This is a genomic window from Marivita sp. (genome assembly GCF_020055675.1).
GTDB lineage: Bacteria > Pseudomonadota > Alphaproteobacteria > Rhodobacterales > Rhodobacteraceae > Marivita.
Map to the genome: position 1 here is coordinate 24,104 of NZ_JAIPUS010000008.1, position 17,574 is coordinate 41,677.

General features: G+C 63.6%; 13 protein-coding genes. 5 read left to right on the top strand and 8 right to left on the bottom strand.

The window, feature by feature from the left end:
* Positions 1–77 precede the first annotated feature (77 nt).
* Positions 78–3,377 carry a DUF3971 domain-containing protein gene (locus tag LCF59_RS07530; RefSeq protein ID WP_292286841.1) on the bottom strand — a complete coding sequence of 1,100 codons (3,300 nt, stop codon included), beginning with the start codon at positions 3,375–3,377 and terminating at the stop codon, positions 78–80.
* A gap of 81 nt (positions 3,378–3,458) precedes the next feature.
* Here LCF59_RS07530 and LCF59_RS07535 point away from each other — a divergent pair, with 81 nt between their 5' ends.
* The 4 genes from LCF59_RS07535 to LCF59_RS07550 all read left to right on the top strand — a co-directional run bounded on the left by LCF59_RS07535 (position 3,459) and on the right by LCF59_RS07550 (position 6,925).
* On the top strand, positions 3,459–3,926 hold the full coding sequence (locus tag LCF59_RS07535; RefSeq protein ID WP_292286842.1) for a peroxiredoxin: 468 nt from the start codon (positions 3,459–3,461) through the stop codon (positions 3,924–3,926).
* 119 nt (positions 3,927–4,045) lie between these two features.
* Positions 4,046–4,855, top strand: a complete 810-nt coding sequence (locus LCF59_RS07540) for a ferritin-like domain-containing protein (RefSeq protein WP_292286843.1) — start codon at positions 4,046–4,048, stop codon at positions 4,853–4,855.
* A gap of 215 nt (positions 4,856–5,070) precedes the next feature.
* Positions 5,071–6,384, top strand: a complete 1,314-nt coding sequence (locus LCF59_RS07545) for a M23 family metallopeptidase (protein ID WP_292286844.1) — start codon at positions 5,071–5,073, stop codon at positions 6,382–6,384.
* Complete coding sequence (locus LCF59_RS07550; RefSeq protein ID WP_292286845.1) at positions 6,374–6,925, top strand: polymer-forming cytoskeletal protein; 552 nt, start codon at positions 6,374–6,376, stop codon at positions 6,923–6,925. The genes LCF59_RS07545 and LCF59_RS07550 overlap by 11 nt, the downstream gene beginning before the upstream one ends.
* A 139-nt stretch (positions 6,926–7,064) precedes the next feature.
* Here LCF59_RS07550 and LCF59_RS07555 read toward each other — a convergent pair whose 3' ends face one another.
* From LCF59_RS07555 to LCF59_RS07580, 6 genes are all read right to left on the bottom strand, one after another.
* Positions 7,065–7,328 (bottom strand): hypothetical protein, encoded by a 264-nt coding sequence (locus LCF59_RS07555; protein ID WP_292286846.1) that lies wholly within the window; start codon positions 7,326–7,328, stop codon positions 7,065–7,067.
* A gap of 3 nt (positions 7,329–7,331) precedes the next feature.
* Positions 7,332–10,124 (bottom strand): bifunctional [glutamine synthetase] adenylyltransferase/[glutamine synthetase]-adenylyl-L-tyrosine phosphorylase, encoded by a 2,793-nt coding sequence (locus LCF59_RS07560; protein WP_292286847.1) that lies wholly within the window; start codon positions 10,122–10,124, stop codon positions 7,332–7,334.
* 173 nt (positions 10,125–10,297) lie between these two features.
* Positions 10,298–11,506, bottom strand: a complete 1,209-nt coding sequence (locus LCF59_RS07565) for a beta-ketoacyl synthase (RefSeq protein WP_292286848.1) — start codon at positions 11,504–11,506, stop codon at positions 10,298–10,300.
* 7 nt (positions 11,507–11,513) lie between these two features.
* The gene (locus LCF59_RS07570; RefSeq protein ID WP_292286849.1) at positions 11,514–11,774 is read right to left on the bottom strand and encodes an acyl carrier protein; all 261 of its coding nucleotides are present in this window, start codon (positions 11,772–11,774) and stop codon (positions 11,514–11,516) included.
* A 38-nt stretch (positions 11,775–11,812) separates the two neighbouring features.
* The gene (gene lpxD / locus LCF59_RS07575; protein WP_292286850.1) at positions 11,813–12,904 is read right to left on the bottom strand and encodes a UDP-3-O-(3-hydroxymyristoyl)glucosamine N-acyltransferase; all 1,092 of its coding nucleotides are present in this window, start codon (positions 12,902–12,904) and stop codon (positions 11,813–11,815) included.
* Positions 12,905–12,932: 28 nt separating this feature from the next.
* On the bottom strand, positions 12,933–14,543 hold the full coding sequence (locus LCF59_RS07580; protein WP_292286851.1) for a L,D-transpeptidase family protein: 1,611 nt from the start codon (positions 14,541–14,543) through the stop codon (positions 12,933–12,935).
* Between the two features lie 354 nt (positions 14,544–14,897).
* Here LCF59_RS07580 and LCF59_RS07585 point away from each other — a divergent pair, with 354 nt between their 5' ends.
* Entirely contained in the window at positions 14,898–15,467 is a 570-nt protein-coding gene (locus tag LCF59_RS07585; protein ID WP_292286852.1) for a DUF882 domain-containing protein, read from the top strand.
* Positions 15,468–15,538: 71 nt separating this feature from the next.
* Here the strand turns inward: LCF59_RS07585 and LCF59_RS07590 are convergent, their stop codons facing one another.
* Positions 15,539–17,494, bottom strand: a complete 1,956-nt coding sequence (locus tag LCF59_RS07590) for an autotransporter domain-containing protein (protein WP_292286853.1) — start codon at positions 17,492–17,494, stop codon at positions 15,539–15,541.
* Positions 17,495–17,574 lie beyond the last annotated feature (80 nt).

Consider the following 17,574-nt stretch of genomic DNA (forward strand, 5'->3'; position numbering starts at 1 on the left):
GAAGGATGCGACAGCTCATACCGAAGGCGAAGGCGCAACAAAAGCGGTCATCGCTTTTGAAAATCCGGGATCGGATTTTACTCGCCCGGCACCGGCGCCGGTCTGCGGAAGATCTCGCGGAACATGCCCGGCGTCAGCGCCGATAGCGGGTTCACACCGACATTCGGCTGATTAGCCGGGCCCGTCAGGGAAAAGTTGAATCCGATCAATCCTTCCCCCTTTCGGGTCAGGATGCTGCCGATGCCGTTGAGAAAAAAGATCGGCGACAGCACGCCTTGCAAATCCAGAATGCTGGCCCCGAGATCATAGGTACCATCGAGCGAAATCCCCATCGACGGGCCGGTTGCGCTCGACCGAGTCAGATAAAGCCGATCCGGCGTCAGGCGAAACCGCGCCTCGACCTCGGTAAAGAGAATCCCCGGCCCCTCAAGCTGATCGAGAAGGCCGACAATGCTGATCGCATCCAGAAGCGATGCAATGCCCGGCGCGTTGCGCAGCCGCGCATTGGTGACACTCAGCGCGCCGTCATAGCTGCCGGGGCGACCCGACACCGGGGCCAGCGCCAATGTCATGTCACCCCCCGCCACGGTTTTCAGAAGACCCGCCTCGCGGAACACTTTGCCCGCGTCGTCCGACCGGATGCGAAAGGCGGTCCCGCCGGCCTGTGGCAAGGTCTCCCCGGTGATCGGGGTCTTGCCATTGACGCTTGCGGTGAAACTGCCGGTCAGCCCGGCCCCCGATTGCAGATCGGCGCGAAATCCGGCCAGTCGGATACTGTCGGACACCTGAAGCCCGTCCAGCGCCAGTGTCAGTGGCACAGGCACTGTGCCCATGCCGCCCGCGCCGCCAGTGTTGCCCCTGCCAAAAGGCGCGTTCCGCAGATCGACCGTGCCGCCGCTGATCCGCACGGCGGGCGGCAAACCGGGTCCGCGCCCGCGCAGCGTGACCGGCGCATCGAGCCAGCCACCGGCCCGCACGCGCTCCAGGTCAATGGCGTCAAGCGATCCATCGGCGTTCAAACGCACCGCGCCGCCTGCGGTCAGCCCCGGCGCGTCAAGCGCCAGGGTGTCGATCCGTGCCGGTCGGTCCAGCGCACCAGCCACCTGGAAGGTGCCTTCACTGCCGCGTGGCAGCCGCCAGCCGATTGGGGCCAACGACACTCCGATCCCGCGCAGGGTCGAGCGCAGAGTGAACTCCGGCGGGGCACCACGGCGCAGGTCGACCCGCAAGGCGGCCGGTCCGCTGCCGCTGACCATGCCGTCGGGCAAGGCCACGCCAAAGGCGCGCGCGGCGCTGTCGGACAGGGTGACCGTCCCCTCGACCGTGCTGCCAGACGCGGGGGTGCCCGGTTCCGGGATCGGCAGGGTCCATGTGCCTTCGAACGGCACATCCGACAGCGCCGCGCGGCCCGATACGCGCAGCCGGTCATTGGTCACCGAAACGTCCAGCGCCCGCGCCGTCAGGTCGCGGTTCGGCACGATCTGGCCGCTCGCCACATTGGTCGCGCGCCCGTCCAGACGCAATGCCATATCCGGCAGCCGCAGCCCCTTGCGCAGCGGCAAATTCAATGTGCCGCCAAAGCGCAGGCGCCCCGACAGAAGGTCCACCGGACGCCGGGCCTTTTGCATGAGGTTGATCGGATCACTGTCGAGATAGGACAGCAGCGCCTCGACCCGCCCTTCGCCGACCATCGTGATCTGCGCATCTGCGGGCTTCTTCCGGGTGTTCGGGATAACAAGCGTCGTGCCGGCAATGTCTATCGGGCCGCCCTGCCCTGGCATGATCCGCCCCCCTGTGACCCGCACGGCAAAACGCGCAGCGTCCAGCGTCAGTGTCCCCTTGCCCTGCTCGGCCACCGGCAGGGAACGGGCATAGCGCACCCGCGCCCCATCGAAGGCGGCATTCAGGAACACGACGGGACGAGGTTCGTCCTTCTGCGAACGCAGCGCGAACTGGCCATTGGTGATTGCCCCGCCCTCGATATTCCTGACCACCCAGTCCCGCGTGCGCGGGGCAAGAGCCGTCGGCCAGAGCCGAACCAGCGCCTCGGGCGTCAAAGCACCGAACTGACCGTCCAGGGCATAGGACCAGGCGTCCCCGGCCGTGGCCAGCTTGCCCGACATGCGCAACGGCACTTGTGGATCGTCGATCCAGACCCGTCCCAGATCCAGTTCAAACGGGTCAAGCCCGAGACGGAAATCAAGCTCGGCTCGGTCCAGCGACAGCGGCGTTTCGAACAATGTATCGGCCGCGGCCTCAAGTTCGCTGAACCGCACCTGCCCAAGCATTTGCGACGGGATGCCGCTTTCCAGATCGGTCAGCGTCGCGCGCCCGTCCGCCACGGCGCGGATCAGCTCGCTGTCCACCGAAAGCTCGGTAAAGGTGATCTGCGCGCGCGGGGGATCGTAGGTGAAATAGCTGCGCGCCGCGTCGAAGGGCACCGGCGGCGTGTCGGGGTCGGGCTGCACCACCCCGCTGCCGATCTGGAGCGCCGCATTGAGCGGGCCCAGACTGCCGTCACCCCGCATCCGGGCGCGCAGCGATCCGGAGATCGGCGCGCGCAGCGCCCCTAACCAAGCCAGCGCAGGCCCTTGCGTCGCGATGTCCTGCGACGGCATATCGTCAAGCGACAGGCCAAACGCCACCTCGGTGCTTCCGATGGCAGAGGCGGCATCAAGCTGCAATCGCGTTGCCGTCGCACCGCCGCCAAGCAGCGCGAAATCGCCCGACAAGCGCAGCGTGTCGGTGTCCCGCTCCAGCAGCAAGCGCCCGCCATCGACCGTCCAGCCGCGTCGGGCGCGTGCATCCTCAAAGCGCAGGGTCAGCGCGTTGGCCTCCACGCTCTGCAGACGCGACAGGCGGTCATTTGACAGTATCTTGTCGATCCGGGTCACGAGGGTCGGCACATCAGGTGTCATCCCGCCCAGAGCGAACGCGTCCCCCAGCGCAAGCCCCAGCTGACCCCCCCGGTTGCGTGTCAGGGTGACGAAGGCACCGCTTATGCTCAGGTCGCGCAGCACCACCTTGCGGCGGATCAGGTCATAGGCCGTCAACCCGATCTCGATATCCGACAAGACTGCGACGGGCGCGCCTGCGGCAGTCTGCACATCGACATCCAGCAGGATGATCTTGGTACGCCCATCCGGTTCCAGACGCAGTTGGACATCGCCAAAAAGCACACCAAAACCGGGCAGAGTTTCGGCCAACCGTTGCTCGACCATGCCGCGCACCCAATCGGGGGCTGACAGGCTGCGCCCGATCATCGCCCAGCCCGTGACCGCCATCACAAGTGACAGCGCGACCGCGACAAACAATGCCGCCCGCCGCCGTCGCCCGCGCGTCAGCGTTTTGCCTGAAAAGCTCTCTGTCCCGGTCACTGGAAGCGACATCCTTTCGTGTTATTGTCGCAGCGTCAGGGATAACACCCTCTGATCTGACATCACATAAAGGATAACTCCATGAACGACTCGACGGAACTGGCTCCCGACTTCACTTTGCCCGTGCAGGGGGGCGATCAAGGCGAAATCACCCTGTCGGATCTGCGCGGAACACCTGTTGTGCTGTTCTTCTACCCGCGCGACGACACATCCGGCTGCACCAAGGAAAACGAGGCTTTCACCGCGCTGGAAGGGGAATTTTCCCAGCTTGGCGTCAAGGTGTTCGGGATTTCCAAGGACAGCCTGGAAAAGCACGAGAAGTTCATGGCCAAGAAGGCGCTGACCGTGCCGTTGATTTCGGACGAGCATGGCACCGCGTCCGAGGATTTCGGCGTGTGGAAGGAAAAATCCATGTACGGAAAGACATTCATGGGGATCGAACGGTCAACCTTTCTGATCGACGCCGAAGGGCGCATCGCCAAGGCGTGGCGCAAGGTCAAGGTGCCGGGCCATGCCGAAGAGGTGCTCGACGCCGTCAAGGCGTTGTGATGCACGGGGACGGATCGGCGCCGCCCCGATCCGTCCGTACTGCACGCCCGGGACTTGCACCCGAAAACGCAGAAAACGGGGCCTTGCACATCGCTCACGGGCAGGTCAGGAACAGGCGCATGACAACCCTTTGCGACATGGCGGTGGATGTCCTGACCACTGCGGACGGGCGGGCGAAAACCGCGAAATCCCGGCGCTACGCGGCGGATTGGTTTGCTGCGCGCGAAGCAGGAACGCCGATGGCGATCGGACAGGCCAAGCCTCCACTGCGCCCGGCCCGGCCCGACGCACCACAATTGCTAAACCCGCGCGATGTGCCGAAGCGCAAACCCGGCACGCCGCAGGGGCGGATCGCGCTGCTGCACGCGGTGGCACATATCGAGCTGAACGCCGTCGATCTGCACTGGGACATCATCCCGCGGTTTGCCGATACGCCCATGCCGATCGGTTTCTACGATGACTGGGTCAAGGCCGCCGACGAGGAATCGAAGCATTTCAACCTGATGTGCGATTGCCTGGAGGAGCTGGACAGCTTTTACGGCGATCTGCCCGCCCATGCCGGCATGTGGCGGGCCGCCGAGGACACCGCCTGCGATTTCATGGGCCGTCTTGCCGTGGTGCCCATGGTGCTTGAAGCGCGCGGGCTGGATGTGACACCCGGCATGATCGATATCTTCCGCAAGGCAGACGCGCAGAGTGCCGTGTCGGCGCTTGAGACGATCTACGCCGAAGAGGTGAGCCATGTTGCCTATGGGTCGAAATGGTTTCACTTCCTGTGCGGCCGCCACGAGCACGACCCGAAAGACGCCTTTCACACATTGGTCAGAAAATACTTCAAAGGCGCTTTGAAGCCTCCTTTCAACGAGGAAAAACGCGCCGATGCGGGCCTCCCTCCTGATTTTTACTGGCCCTTGACCGAAACCGGCTGACGCCGCGCCGCTGATGTTCCGTTTCAAGCCTGTGCCGTAACCTGCAGACAGATCGGCGAAATTCTGCCAATTCGGCGTTCCGCCGCCCAGCCACGCGATGCACTGGTCCAAAAATGTTGCCAATTTCTTAATGGCTCGCTAGACGCAATGGAAATACACGTCCGAAGTTGGGGCTTTGGAGACGTGATAAAGGGACGGGACAGAGGAACATCAATGTGCGGACACGTCTTGCGATTAGACTGCATGGCCTATTGGAACGCTTTTTCCCGGAACGCCGCCTGTTTCTGCGGTCCGATACAGACACCCGCTTCATCCGACTGAAATCCAGCACACAGGCCATTGCCTTCGGCGGCGCATCCCTTGTCCTGGCCTGGAGCATTATCGCGACAGCCATTCTGCTGATGGACTCCATCGGGTCCGGCAATTTCCGCGAACAGGCCCGCCGCGATCTCGAAACCTACCAGATGCGGCTCAATATTCTGTCCGAAGAGCGCAACGCCCGCGCCGCCGAGGCGGTGGCCGCACAGGAGCGATTCAACACCGCGCTGGAACAGGTATCGGTCATGCAGTCCCGGCTTCTCGATTCCGAAACCCGCAGCGTCGAACTGGAATCCGGGCTCGAAGCGGTGCAGGACAAGCTGCGCGACGCGATCCGGTCGCGCGAGGCCGTCAAGACCGAGTTGGCTGCGTTGCGCAGCGATATGGAGAATGCCGGAACCGGGATCGCCTCTGGCGAAATGGTGGACACCAAGACGCTGGATTTCCTGTCCGCCGCGCTGTCGCGCACGGCAGAGGAGCGCGACCAGGTGGTGGCCGATGCGCAGGACGCGTTGATCCGCGCCGACGAGATGGCGACCGAGATCAAGCTGATGGAAGAAAAGAACGACACGATCTTCCGGCAACTCGAAGAGGCGATGACCGTGTCGGTCAAACCGCTCGACAAGATGTTCGAAGCCGCCGGCATGAACCCGGACTCGATCCTGAACCAGGTGCGCAGCGGCTATTCCGGCCAGGGCGGCCCGCTGATGCCGCTGAGCTTTTCGACACGCGGCGAAGACACCTCGGAAGAGGTGCAGCGCGCCAATCGCCTCCTGAACCAGATGGACCGGCTCAACCTGTATCGCATCGCGGCCCAGAAGGCCCCGTTTGCCATGCCCATCAAGGATTCGTTCCGCTTCACCTCCGGCTTCGGGCGTCGCTGGGGCCGCTTGCACGCGGGCACCGATTTTGCCGGGGCGCATGGGACGCCGATCTATGCCACGGCGGATGGGGTAGTCACCTTTGCCGGCTGGCAGTCAGGATATGGTAGGGTCGTCAAGATCCAGCATGAATTCGGCATCGAAACCCGCTATGCGCATAACTCGAAACTCTATGTGAAGAAGGGCCAAAGAGTCTCGCGCGGGGATCGTATCTCTGCTATGGGGAACACTGGACGTTCCACCGGCACCCACCTACACTACGAAGTCCGTGTCGGCGGCAAACCCGTCAACCCCATGATCTACATCAAGGCTGCAAACGATGTTTTCTAAAAGCAAAATCAACGAACCCGGCCCCAAGGCCGACGAAAGCAGTGCCCCGATCCCGGCGCCGCAAGATAGTCTGACTTCGTCGTCTTCGTCGAAATCCACGGAATTCAAGTCTTCCGCACCGAAGGCAAAACCGGCGGCCTCTGTCCTGTCGAGCGACCTGCACATCACGGGCAATCTCAAGACAACCGGCGACATCAATGTCGAAGGCACTGTCGAAGGGGATATCCGCGCGCATCTTCTGACGGTCGGCGAAAGCGCCACGATCAAGGGCGAGGTGATCGCTGATGATGTTGTGGTGAACGGCCGTGTTGTCGGCCGTGTGCGTGGCCTCAAAGTGCGCCTGACCGCGACAGCGCGGGTCGAAGGGGATATCATCCACAAGACCATCGCGATCGAGTCCGGCGCCCATTTCGAAGGTTCGGTCCAACGCCAGGACGATCCTCTGAACGGCGGCAAGGCAAAGCAAGCCGCGGAGACCGCACCATCCTCTTCGTCAGCTTCGCCGGCCGCGACCCCGGCACCAGCCGCATCCAACGGGTAATTGGCGTCATTCCTTCGGATCACGCCGGTCAAAAGCGGACACCGGCGGTGCACGTCGTGAACGCGCATTGACCAAACGGCCAGGGGTCGCGTGATTGCCGACGATCACGACGCACCCTGGCCAGCGAACACGCCCTGTTTCAACTACGACGGCCGCGCCACCCGCCGCGCCGTCGCGGCGGGGTGCAAGATGTCAGCCCTTCCTCCAGCACCCGCGTCATCGGGTGCTGCGGATGCGGATACCGCGCCATGAGCGTCTTGATCAGGGCGGCGCTTTCGGTATCAACAGGAACCGCCAACGCCCAATCGAGGAAGATGGACCGGCATTCCTCGTAGGTGATCCCGTTTATCTTGAACGCTTCCGCGATCAGGCCCTTTGGGTCGGCGGCGTCACCTTTGCGCATGGATCACTCCTGGGGTGGCGCGGCGGGCAAGGCCGTCTCTATGATCTGCGCCGCGCGGGTGGTCTTCTGGTCCAGCACTGTGTACAGCGCGTCGATACTGTCGGTGCCGGTGATGCGGCACAGGAAAACCGACGCGGCGCTGGTGTCCCGCTCGGGTGTCAGATTGGTTTCGGAAATGAGCCGCGACCCGATCTGCAAGGCCCAGCAAAGACGGTAGGTGTCGGCCAGCGTGTCGGCGTCGTCCTGCGAGAGCCAACCACAGTGTGCGCCCTGCGCCAGCGCCTCGGACACGGACCCCAGAGGGCTGCCCGACAGAACGGCGGCAGCCTGCGCGACGAGCTCGATATCCTGTAGCCGCCCCTGCCCCAATTTCGGGTCCCACGGATCGCCGCTCCCCTTCGCGGCGGCAATGCGCTTGCGCATGGCGGCCACATTGCTCAGCACGGTGTCGCGGTCATGCGGCGCAGTCAAAACGTCTGCCTGGACGCGGGCCACGTCACGGCGCAACGCCTCAGGTCCGGCGACGCAGCGTGCCCGGGTCAACGCCAGATGTTCCCACAGCCATGCGTCGTTGTTCTGGTAGGTTTCGAAAGACCTCAGACTGGTCGCCACAGGCCCCTGGTTCCCCGACGGACGCAGGCGCATGTCGATCTCGTAAATCCGACCCTCGGCCATCGGCGCGGTCATGGCGGTGATCATCGCCTGGGTGAGCCGTGCGTAATACGGGCGCGGAGCCAGCGGGCGGCGCCCCTCGGACATCTCGGCTCCGGCGGGATCATAGATCACGATCAGGTCCAGATCGGATTTTGCATGCAGGCGTTGCGATCCCAGACTGCCCATGCCCACCACGACCGCGCCACGGCCCGGACAGGGGCCATGTTTGCGGGCGAATTCGTTCTGCACCTCCGGGGCAAGCGCCGCCAGCAAGGCATCGGCCAGATCGGCGTATTGGCGGCCCGCTTCCTCGGCCCCGATCAAACCGCGCAGCAGGTGCACGCCAATGCGGAAATGCCATTCCTTGCCCCAGCGACGGGCACTGTTGAGCTTGTTTTCGTAATCGCCTTCACGCGCAAGCAGGTCCGACAGCGTCTCTTGCAGCGCGTCCCGCCCCGGCCAATCGGCAAAGAAATCGCCACCGATCACCGCATCGAACACCGCAGCATTGCGCGACAGGTAGCGGGCCAGCTCCGGCGACACACCGACAATATCGATCAAGAGGTCGATCAACTGCGGGTTGGCTTCGAACAACGCGAACACCTGCACCCCGGCAGGCAGGCCCGCCAGAAACCCGTCGAACGCCACAAGCGCATCCTGCGGCTGGGCTGTCTTGGCAAGGCGTTTCAGGATTTCCGGCTGCAGTCTCTCGAAAATCCCGCTGCCCCGTGCGGAACGGAGCGCGGGATAGGTAGGCCAACGACCGACGATTTCGGAGTTTTCCAGCGCGTCCGGAATCTCGGCGGACCGGTTGGGGCCGGCCTCACCGCCAAAAAAGTCTTCGGTGAGCGCGTGAACCTCTTCCAGCCGGTCCCTGACCTGCCGTTGAAGGCTGACGCGGTCCGTGCCCATGAACGCAGCGAGCCGATCAAACCCGCCATCGGAGTTTGGCAGATCATGGGTTTGCGCATCCCGAAGCATCTGGACACGGTGTTCCACCTCGCGATGCGCGCGGTAGTGATCGGTAAGCGTCCCCGCCACGTCCTGCGGCACCCAGCCTTTGTCCGCCAGAACCGCCAGGCCCGGCACCGTGCCGCGCAGCCGCAGATCCGGGTCGCGGCCGCCGGCGATGATCTGGCGGGTCTGGGTGAAGAACTCGATCTCGCGGATACCGCCGCGCCCCAACTTCATGTTGTGCCCCGGCAGGGTGATCGGACCGGCCAACCCCTTGTGATCGCGGATTTTGCGCACCATGTCATGCGCGTCCTCGATCGCCGCGAAATCCAGATGTTTGCGCCAGACGAAGGGCGTGAGTGTCTTGAGGAACCCGGCCCCCGCCTCGATGTCACCGGCGCAGGCGCGCGCTTTTATATAGGCCGCGCGTTCCCATGTGCGTCCAAGGCTTTCATAGTATCGCTCCGCCGCCTCCATCGCGAGGCAGACCGGTGTGACCGCCGGATCGGGACGCAGCCGCAGATCGGTGCGGAACACATAGCCTTCGCCGGTGATGTCACTTAGCATGGCGCACATCTTGCGGGTCGCACGCACGAGGCTCGACCGCGCCTCGTGGTAATCCTCCGGATCGAACCGGGTCTCGTCGAAGAGGCAGATCAGGTCAACATCCGAGCTGTAGTTGAGCTCACCTGCGCCCATCTTGCCCATGGCGAGCGCCACCATGCCGCCGGCCTGCTCAGCATCGGCCTCGGTCTGTCCGGGCAGTTTGCCGCGCTTGATCTCGTGGCTGATCGTGGCGCGCAAGGCAAGATGCACGGAAAGGTCGGCAAACTCCGTCAGCGCCTCCGTCACGGTCTCCAACGACCACACTGCAGAAAGGTCAGCCAGCCCGGTGAGCAGCGCCACACGGCGCTTGGCCTGCCGCAGGCGCGACGGCAGCACGTCCGGCGCGGTGTCGCGGAGTTGCGCATGTTCGCGCTGCAACGCGGTCTCTGGATCATCCAGCGCGCTCTCCAGCCATGCGCTTTCCTTTTCCACCAACGTCTTGAGATAAGGGCTGCACCCGCCCGCGCCCTCGATCAGTTGGGCCACGTCGCCCGCCGCCCAAGGCGCGGCTGATACGGCGTCGGCCCCTTGTTCGGGCTCGTAGGGACTGGGCAAGCGAGTGATGCGGCTGGCAAAGTTCATGACCGCATGATGGCCATGTGTGGCGCCAAAGTGCAATGGGGATGCAGCATGTCGCGCACCGGAAATCCCCGGCGGACCGGTGCCGGTTTGCCCAGGCGTTTACGGCACCTTCGACGGCTGCGGATTGTGGTTTGAAAACCACGGATCAAGCCTGTTCGAACAGGCTTGGCGCCTCAGACCCGCCGCAACGCCAGGACGGCATTGAGCCCGCCAAACGCAAAGGCGTTGGACAGGGCCACGTCGACCCTGGCCTCGCGCGCCTCGTTGGGCACAACGTCCAGCGCGCATTCGGGGTCCGGATCCTCGTAGCCGATCGTCGGGGCCACCACCCCGTCGCGCAGCGCCATGATACAGGCCAGAAGCTCGATCGCGCCGGTGCCGCCGATGCAGTGGCCATGCATCGACTTGGTCGAAGAGATCATCAGCCGGTCGGCATGGGCCCCGAATACATCCGCGACAGCCGCGCATTCGGTCTTGTCATTGGCGGCCGTTCCCGTGCCGTGGGCGTTGATATAGCCGACGCTTTCAAGGTCGATACGGGCATCGGCCAGCGCCCCACGCATGGCGCGCGCCGCGCCGTTCTTGGAGGGCATGACGATGTCCGCCGCGTCCGACGTCATGGCGAACCCCACCACTTCGGCAAGGATCTCGGCGCCGCGCTTGCAGGCGTGGTCGTAGTCCTCGAACACGAAAACGCCGGCACCTTCCCCCTGCACCATGCCATTGCGATTGGCGCTGAACGGGCGGCATGCATCGCGGGACATGACCCGCAGACCTTCCCACGCCTTGACCCCGCCAAAGCAAAGCATGGACTCCGACCCGCCCGTGATCATCACCGGGGCGAGCCCGCCATGCACCATCTGGAAGGCCTGCGCCATGGCATGGTTGGACGAGGCACAGGCGGTGGACACGGTGAAGGACGGCCCCTTGAGGTTGAACTCCATCGACACGTGGCTCGCGGCGGCGTTGTTCATCAGCTTGGGCACCACGAAGGGATGCACCCGGTTCTTGCCTTCTTCGTAGACGCTTCGGTAATTGTCATCGAGCGTGGTCATGCCGCCGCCCGAATTTCCCAGCACCACGCCGGATTTCGCCGCGATCTCGCCCGTGAAGTCCAGCCCCGCCTGGGCCATCGCCTCGCGGGCCGCGATCAGGGTGAACTGGGTGAACCGGTCATAGAGCGAGAGCTGCTGGCGGTTGAAATGCGCCGCCGCGTCGAAGTCATGCACCTGCGCGCCGATCTGGATCGACAGGCGGTCCACATCCCGGAACGACAGGGCACCGATGCCGCAGCGCCCCTCGCGCATCGCGCCCAGCGTGTCCGGCACATTCAGCCCCAAGGCGTTGACGGTGCCCGCGCCGGTGATGACCACGCGCTTCATTCGACGGTCACGACTTTTGCCGCGCGACGAGCTTTTCCACATTCGCCACCACTGTCGCGACCGAGGAAATGTCGAAATCGCTGGCACCCGGTTCGTTGGCGTTGAAGGGAACCTCTATGTCGAATTCCTCTTCCAGCGCGAAAATGCACTCGACCAGCGCCATGCTGTCGATGCCCAGATCCCCCATCGTGTCGGTCATCGACACGTCGGACGGTTCAATCATGGCTTGCTCCGCGATGATGCGAATAACCCGGTCTTTCACGGTCATGGGGGTCCCCCGACAGGCAAGTTACGTCTTGCCGTGATTTAGTCGCTCGGACCGGTCTTTGGAACCGATTTCTTGAGCTTTGCAACATCCGAGATCAGGCGCGGCAGGCGGCGCAGCTGTTTGTAGATTTCAAGTTGGGTGTCCATCTTCAGGGCCGGATACCCCAGCATGACCCGCCCGGCCGGCACGTTGGACAGCACTTTCGTGGCGCCGCCGGTGATGACGTTATCTGCGATGAAGATGTTGTCGCTGACCCCGGTCTGGCCGCCCAACACCACGTTATTGCCGATGCGGCTCGATCCGGCGATCCCGACCTGCGCGCAGATCATGCCATCCGTGCCGATCACCACGTTGTGGCCGATCTGAACGAGGTTGTCGAACTTGCAGCCATTGCCGATGGCCGTGTCGCGCACGGTGCCCCGGTCGATGTTGCTGTTTGCCCCCAGCTCAACGTCGTCGCCGATGGTGACGCCGCCCAGCGAATGAATGCGGGCGTAGCTTTGTGCCCTGGCATCGCCCTGGTTGCCCAGGGTCTGGCGAGCATTTTCAGCCGCCGACGGCTCCGGTGTGACAAAGGAAAACCCGTCCGCGCCAACGGTTGCCCCGAAATGCGCGATGAACCGGTTGCCGATCGTCACACCATGCCCGATCCGCACGCCGGGATGCAGCAGCGCGCCCTGCCCGATCCGTGCATCCTGCCCGACAAAGACATGCGCGCCAATGACCGATCCGCTGCCGATCACCGCCCCCGCGCCGATCACCGCAAACGGTCCCACCGCCACATCTGCGCCCAGGGACGCTGTCGGATCGATCACGGCCGTGGGGTGGAGGCCAGGCGCATAGCCCGCACCGGCATCCATCATCGCCGACAGGCCCGACATCGCGAAACGCGGCCGCGGCGTCAGCAACGCGGCGGACAGCCCCATCGCCTGCCAATCCGCCCCGTCCCAGAGCATCGCCGCCCGCGCCTTGCCTGCGGGCAGCTGGTCTGCGAATTCGGGTTTCATCGCGATGGCCAGATCGTCTGCCCCCGCACCGGCGGGTTCGGCAACGGCGGACACGACCTGCTCCGTGTCCCCCTCGGCGCGCAGGCCAAGGGATCGGGCGATTTCTGCGATGGTAAAGGACATGGAGCCTCCGGCCTGACTGGCCAGAGGTTTAACTTTTAATGCCCGTGATCGCCACCCCTGCCGCACTCAGCGCATCCCAGATCGCTGCATCGCGCCCGTACACGTCGCGGCGAAACTGGATGCCATCTTTCGCGGTGGTGAATGCGGTGCGATAGATCAAGTGGACCGGAACCGGCTCTTCAAGATCCACGCGTTGCTCTGCCCGGCTCCGCAAGCGGGTCTGGAAAAACGCTTCCGGGTCCTCGGTCTGTTTCGACAAAAGCGCATAGGCAAAATCATGCGGGTCATTCAGCCGGACACAGCCGTGGCTGAAGGTCCGCACTTCGCGCGAGAACAGGCTTTGGGACGGCGTGTCATGCAGGTAGATGTTGTACTTGTTGGGAAACATGAACTTCACGCTGCCCAGCGCGTTGCGCGGTCCCGGCGGTTGCCGCATCGAGAATGGAAAGTTGCGTTCGGTATACCCGGCAAAGCTCTGCCCGCGGCCAACGATGCGACCCCGGCTGTCAACGATATTCAGATGCGAGACCGCATTGGAATTGCGGCGCAGTTTCGGCAGATATTCCCCGACGATAATCGACCGCGGAATATACCAGGTCGGGTTGATGACCATGTGGTCCATCACGTCCGAAAACTCGGGGGTCTGGCGGTCAAGGTCCTGGTGCCCGACGACGGACCGTGTTTCGAACGTCAGCTTGCCATCGTCGAAAAGGCGCGCCTGGAAGTCGGTGAGATTGACCAGAACATGGCGATTGCCAAGTCCGTCGGGCTTGTTAATCCAGCGTTCGCGCTCCATCGCGACCATCACGGATTTCAACCGATCCTGCGCATCGGTGTTGATCTGGCTCAGCGTGTCGCCACCAGCAACGCCGTCCACGGTCAGCCCGTGATCCCTCTGAAACCTGCGGACCGCTTCGGTCATCGTCGCGTTGTATTGCGCGATCACGGTCCGCTTCATGTAGCCCATCGCGATCAGGCGATCACGCAGGGCGATCACACCCGCCCCGGTATCGCCAGGTTCGTATTTCCCGGACGGGACAGACGCGCCCCACCCGCCACGTGCGATGCGGTCTTCAAGCTCCATCTTGGCGCGCATCAGGCGGGCATACTCCAGCGTTTTCGGCGCCAGAGACGCCAGGAAAGCGCGCGGATTGTCCGACATCACGCCCGTCAGGTAGTATTCTGTGTCGCGGTGCGGGATCTCGCGGACGATCCCGCTGCGCACGCGGCGCGGGGTATCGATGACGCCGGTTTGCAAATCGGTGGCCAAGTCGAGGTACAGCTCGGTCAGGGCCACTTCGACACTGCCCCGCTCATAGCCACCGCGCACCGCCGCCATCTGCGACAGCAGGCGATCGGTGTTGTATTTTTCCACCGCCAAGCCGTGATGCCCCGCCAGGCTCACCGCTTCGAGAAGCGCGGTACGACGTTTCAGATCGGCCTCGGTTCCGCCGGTCCAGATCGGTTCGAAATCCCGGGCACGGTAAAACGCGGCAGCCTGATCATCTTCCGACAGGTTTTCAGCAACCGCTTGCTGATACGCGGTGATCTGCACTGCCCCGGCGGGCTGCCCGGCGAAATGGCTGCTGGCAACAAACACGATCGCGGCCACGCCACGCAAGATCATCAGTCGGGTCATTCACCACTCTCCTTGGTTGCATATACTCATTACACCGGAAAAAGTTTCAAATTGAATGGTCTTTATGACACCCCGGCATGTCCATTCACAAAGACGCGGGATCCCGTTTTTGAGCCAGATATGCGACTTGCCTGCATCGCCCCCACCGGTCCTCGCGGAAAGGGTAGCGCAAGTATCACACCCCGCGGTGGTTAAGCAGGATCTCGCCGAAAACCCTTGAACTGAAAGTTTTTCGGGAACTTGAGGTTTTTTTGAGATTCGTCATGTGCAATATACTCCATATCGTCGGCATTCGGCAGGCGCGCATCAAGGCGTGTACGGATGGACAATGAAAAACGGGACAGGCACTTTACAATGACTGACAGGGTCTCTGGCGGCATGACACGCCGCGGATTGCTGGCCGCCTTTGCAGCAACGGCCATATCTTCGGCACCCACCTATTCAAACGCGGCAGGCTTCCTGCGCGGCGGTGGCGACATCCGGCGGATCAAGATGTATTCGGGTCGCACCGGCGAACGGATCGACATGATTTACTGGATCGAGGGGGATTACATTCACGACGCGATCCGCGAAGTCCACAATTTCATGCGTGATTGGCGCACCAACGACGTAAAGCAGATCGACCTGCGCACGATCGACATCATGGCGGCGGCGCATAACATGCTGGACGTGTCGGAACCCTATATGCTGCTCAGCGGATATCGCAGCCCCAAGACGAATCGAATGCTGCGCGCAAGAAGCTCCGGCGTCGCGAAGAATTCACTGCACCTCAAGGGTCAGGCTGCGGACCTTCGCCTGAACTCGCGCTCGGTCAGCCAGATGGCGCGCGCCGCGGCCGCCTGCAAGGCGGGCGGCGTGGGCCGGTATTCCGGATCGAACTTCGTTCACATGGATTGCGGCGCGGTACGCAGCTGGGGCCGCTGACCCGCGATCCGCCAGAGACAAAACCCGTCAGTGGCAGCCTTTTGTCGGGCAGGCGCGACGCGCGGCCTTGATCAGAACGTCATCTTGTAGGTCACGGACCCGGTATATCCGCGCGCACCGTCCAACCCGACAGAGCTGGCCCCTGTCATGCTGAGAAACGCGCCCGACCCGAAGTCCTTGACCACGGAGCCGGAAATGTACCCCCAGGTCTGGTCCGGGCGCGGTGCCGCCACGCTCCCCAAGGTGTCGGCGTCAGGTCCCAGAGACACCTTGAGCGGATCATCGTTGAAATCATGCTCGACCGAGCCGCGAAGATTGAACATGACACCTGTCATGTTGGCCGGGGAGAAGACCGCCGACAGGCCCGCCGTGATCCGGCTCGATTCATATTCGGTGTCACCATAAGACAGGCTGGCCGCGCCGCTGGTTTCGGTAAAGCCGTCGATGGACACCTTTTCCCACGTGTAATGCGCAAACGGGTTGAGCCGCACCTGATCGTTCAGCGCATAAAGCGCGCCGCCGCCGATCCGGGCAAAGCGGTAGTCACCTTCGGTGTCGGCGGTATAGCGTTCGGTCGCCGGACCCAGCGTAAAGCTGCGCGTGATGTCATCGACATCGACCGTGCCACCGCCAAACGCCGCGTTCAGATAGTATTTCGGGGACAGCGCGATCTGGCCAAAGGCCACGCCGATGATCAGGTCGCTCTCGAACCCGCCGGCATCATTGTCGAAATCCACTTCGCCGTGGTCAAGGCTGATCCCCGCTCCGATGGTGGCATTTGGCGCAACCGCTATATCCGCCCCGGCCTTGAGGACGCGCGTCGATCCTTCGAGCCCGGGCGACACCTGCTGGGCGTCCGCTTCGAACGCGCCAACATCAAGGCTGGCATAGACATCGACCTCGCCCACCTCGCGACGGCGTGGATTGCCGTTTTCATCCGTGGTGCGCAAGACGGTCGGATTCATCCGGTTTTCGATCGACAACCCGTGCTGGCGCAGCGCTGTCATGGTGGCAACTGAAATCGTCCCGGTCTGGGTCGCCGCCTGTAGCCCGGCAAAGGCGGCCTGGCCGAAGATCCGGTGTGCCGATGTGGTCGGGTGGACGCCGTCGGCGAACACCCTGTCTTCGCTGTCGGCGCTGGCATTGACACCCTGCACACACCCGATGGCGCTGTCGGGACAGGCGGGGACAGTTCCGGCATCGGGCGCTGTAAAGCCATAGCGGACCGGGTCAGCCTGCACCGCCCCCAGCAGTTTCTGCGCGTCCACGACAACGACCTTGTCCCCGATCGTGGCCAGCAGCGTGGCGTTGTAGGCATCCGCCAGCGCGGTTTGCAACGCCGCGCCCTGCGGTCCCTGGGACAGTCCGAATGGCGTCGCGCCGATGTCGGGGATGGTGACCACGATCACCGAGTCTGCCCCGGCCGCCTTGACCCGGTCGACAAGCCCCACCAGTTCGGTCGCGGCCTGCGCCATGTTGGCCGCCGCGTCCTGGGTCCCGATCAGGCCACCGCCCACCGCCCCGGCCTGGGTGAAGACATCATTGGCACCGCCCCAGAGGATCACCAGATCTGTGTCCCCAAGCGTCGGGCGGTCGGCCAGCATCCGGTCCACCTGTTCAGACAGGGGCCGCGTGGTGACGCCCTGATCGGGGTTGAAGCCGATGCCGGTCGGGTCCGTCACGCGCGCGCCCCCCTCGGCATAGATCGTGCCGCCCAGCGGCACCTCGCCCTGCCCGGCCAACGGCACGGCAGAATACAGGTTGGGGCCAAGGTCGAGGCCCAGTGATTGTCCCAGCACCTCGCCATAGGTGAGCGCCGACCCGTCCGGTGCGTTGGTCAGGAACTTGTAATTGATGACCGGCAGAGCGCCCATGCCGGCAGCGATGATCGATTGCGAATAGGTGCCCGCATCGCTGAGCGAATCGCCGATTATGTAGACGTCGTCGAAGCGCAGCTCTTCCGCCGTGGCCACAGTGGCAATACCCGTCAACACGGTGCTGGCAAGCGCAAGCGTCCTGAGTGTCATCCAAAATCCCCCCGTTCGGCGACTTGGGCCACCGCTTTTCATTGGACTACAGAAGCGTCCGCAAGCCTGTGCATGTCAAC

Excerpts from the sequence above, each read along its gene's own strand:
- LCF59_RS07570 (WP_292286849.1), bottom strand. The coding sequence starts at position 11,774 with ATGACCGTGAAAGACCGGGTTATTCGCATCATCGCGGAGCAAGCCATG.
- LCF59_RS07585 (WP_292286852.1), top strand. The coding sequence starts at position 14,898 with ATGACTGACAGGGTCTCTGGCGGCATGACACGCCGCGGATTGCTGGCC.
- LCF59_RS07550 (WP_292286845.1), top strand. The coding sequence starts at position 6,374 with ATGTTTTCTAAAAGCAAAATCAACGAACCCGGCCCCAAGGCCGACGAA.
- LCF59_RS07555 (WP_292286846.1), bottom strand. The coding sequence starts at position 7,328 with ATGCGCAAAGGTGACGCCGCCGACCCAAAGGGCCTGATCGCGGAAGCG.
- LCF59_RS07540 (WP_292286843.1), top strand. The coding sequence starts at position 4,046 with ATGACAACCCTTTGCGACATGGCGGTGGATGTCCTGACCACTGCGGAC.
- lpxD (WP_292286850.1), bottom strand. The coding sequence starts at position 12,904 with ATGTCCTTTACCATCGCAGAAATCGCCCGATCCCTTGGCCTGCGCGCC.
- LCF59_RS07590 (WP_292286853.1), bottom strand. The coding sequence starts at position 17,494 with ATGACACTCAGGACGCTTGCGCTTGCCAGCACCGTGTTGACGGGTATT.
- LCF59_RS07565 (WP_292286848.1), bottom strand. The coding sequence starts at position 11,506 with ATGAAGCGCGTGGTCATCACCGGCGCGGGCACCGTCAACGCCTTGGGG.
- LCF59_RS07560 (WP_292286847.1), bottom strand. The coding sequence starts at position 10,124 with ATGAACTTTGCCAGCCGCATCACTCGCTTGCCCAGTCCCTACGAGCCC.
- LCF59_RS07535 (WP_292286842.1), top strand. The coding sequence starts at position 3,459 with ATGAACGACTCGACGGAACTGGCTCCCGACTTCACTTTGCCCGTGCAG.
- LCF59_RS07580 (WP_292286851.1), bottom strand. The coding sequence starts at position 14,543 with ATGACCCGACTGATGATCTTGCGTGGCGTGGCCGCGATCGTGTTTGTT.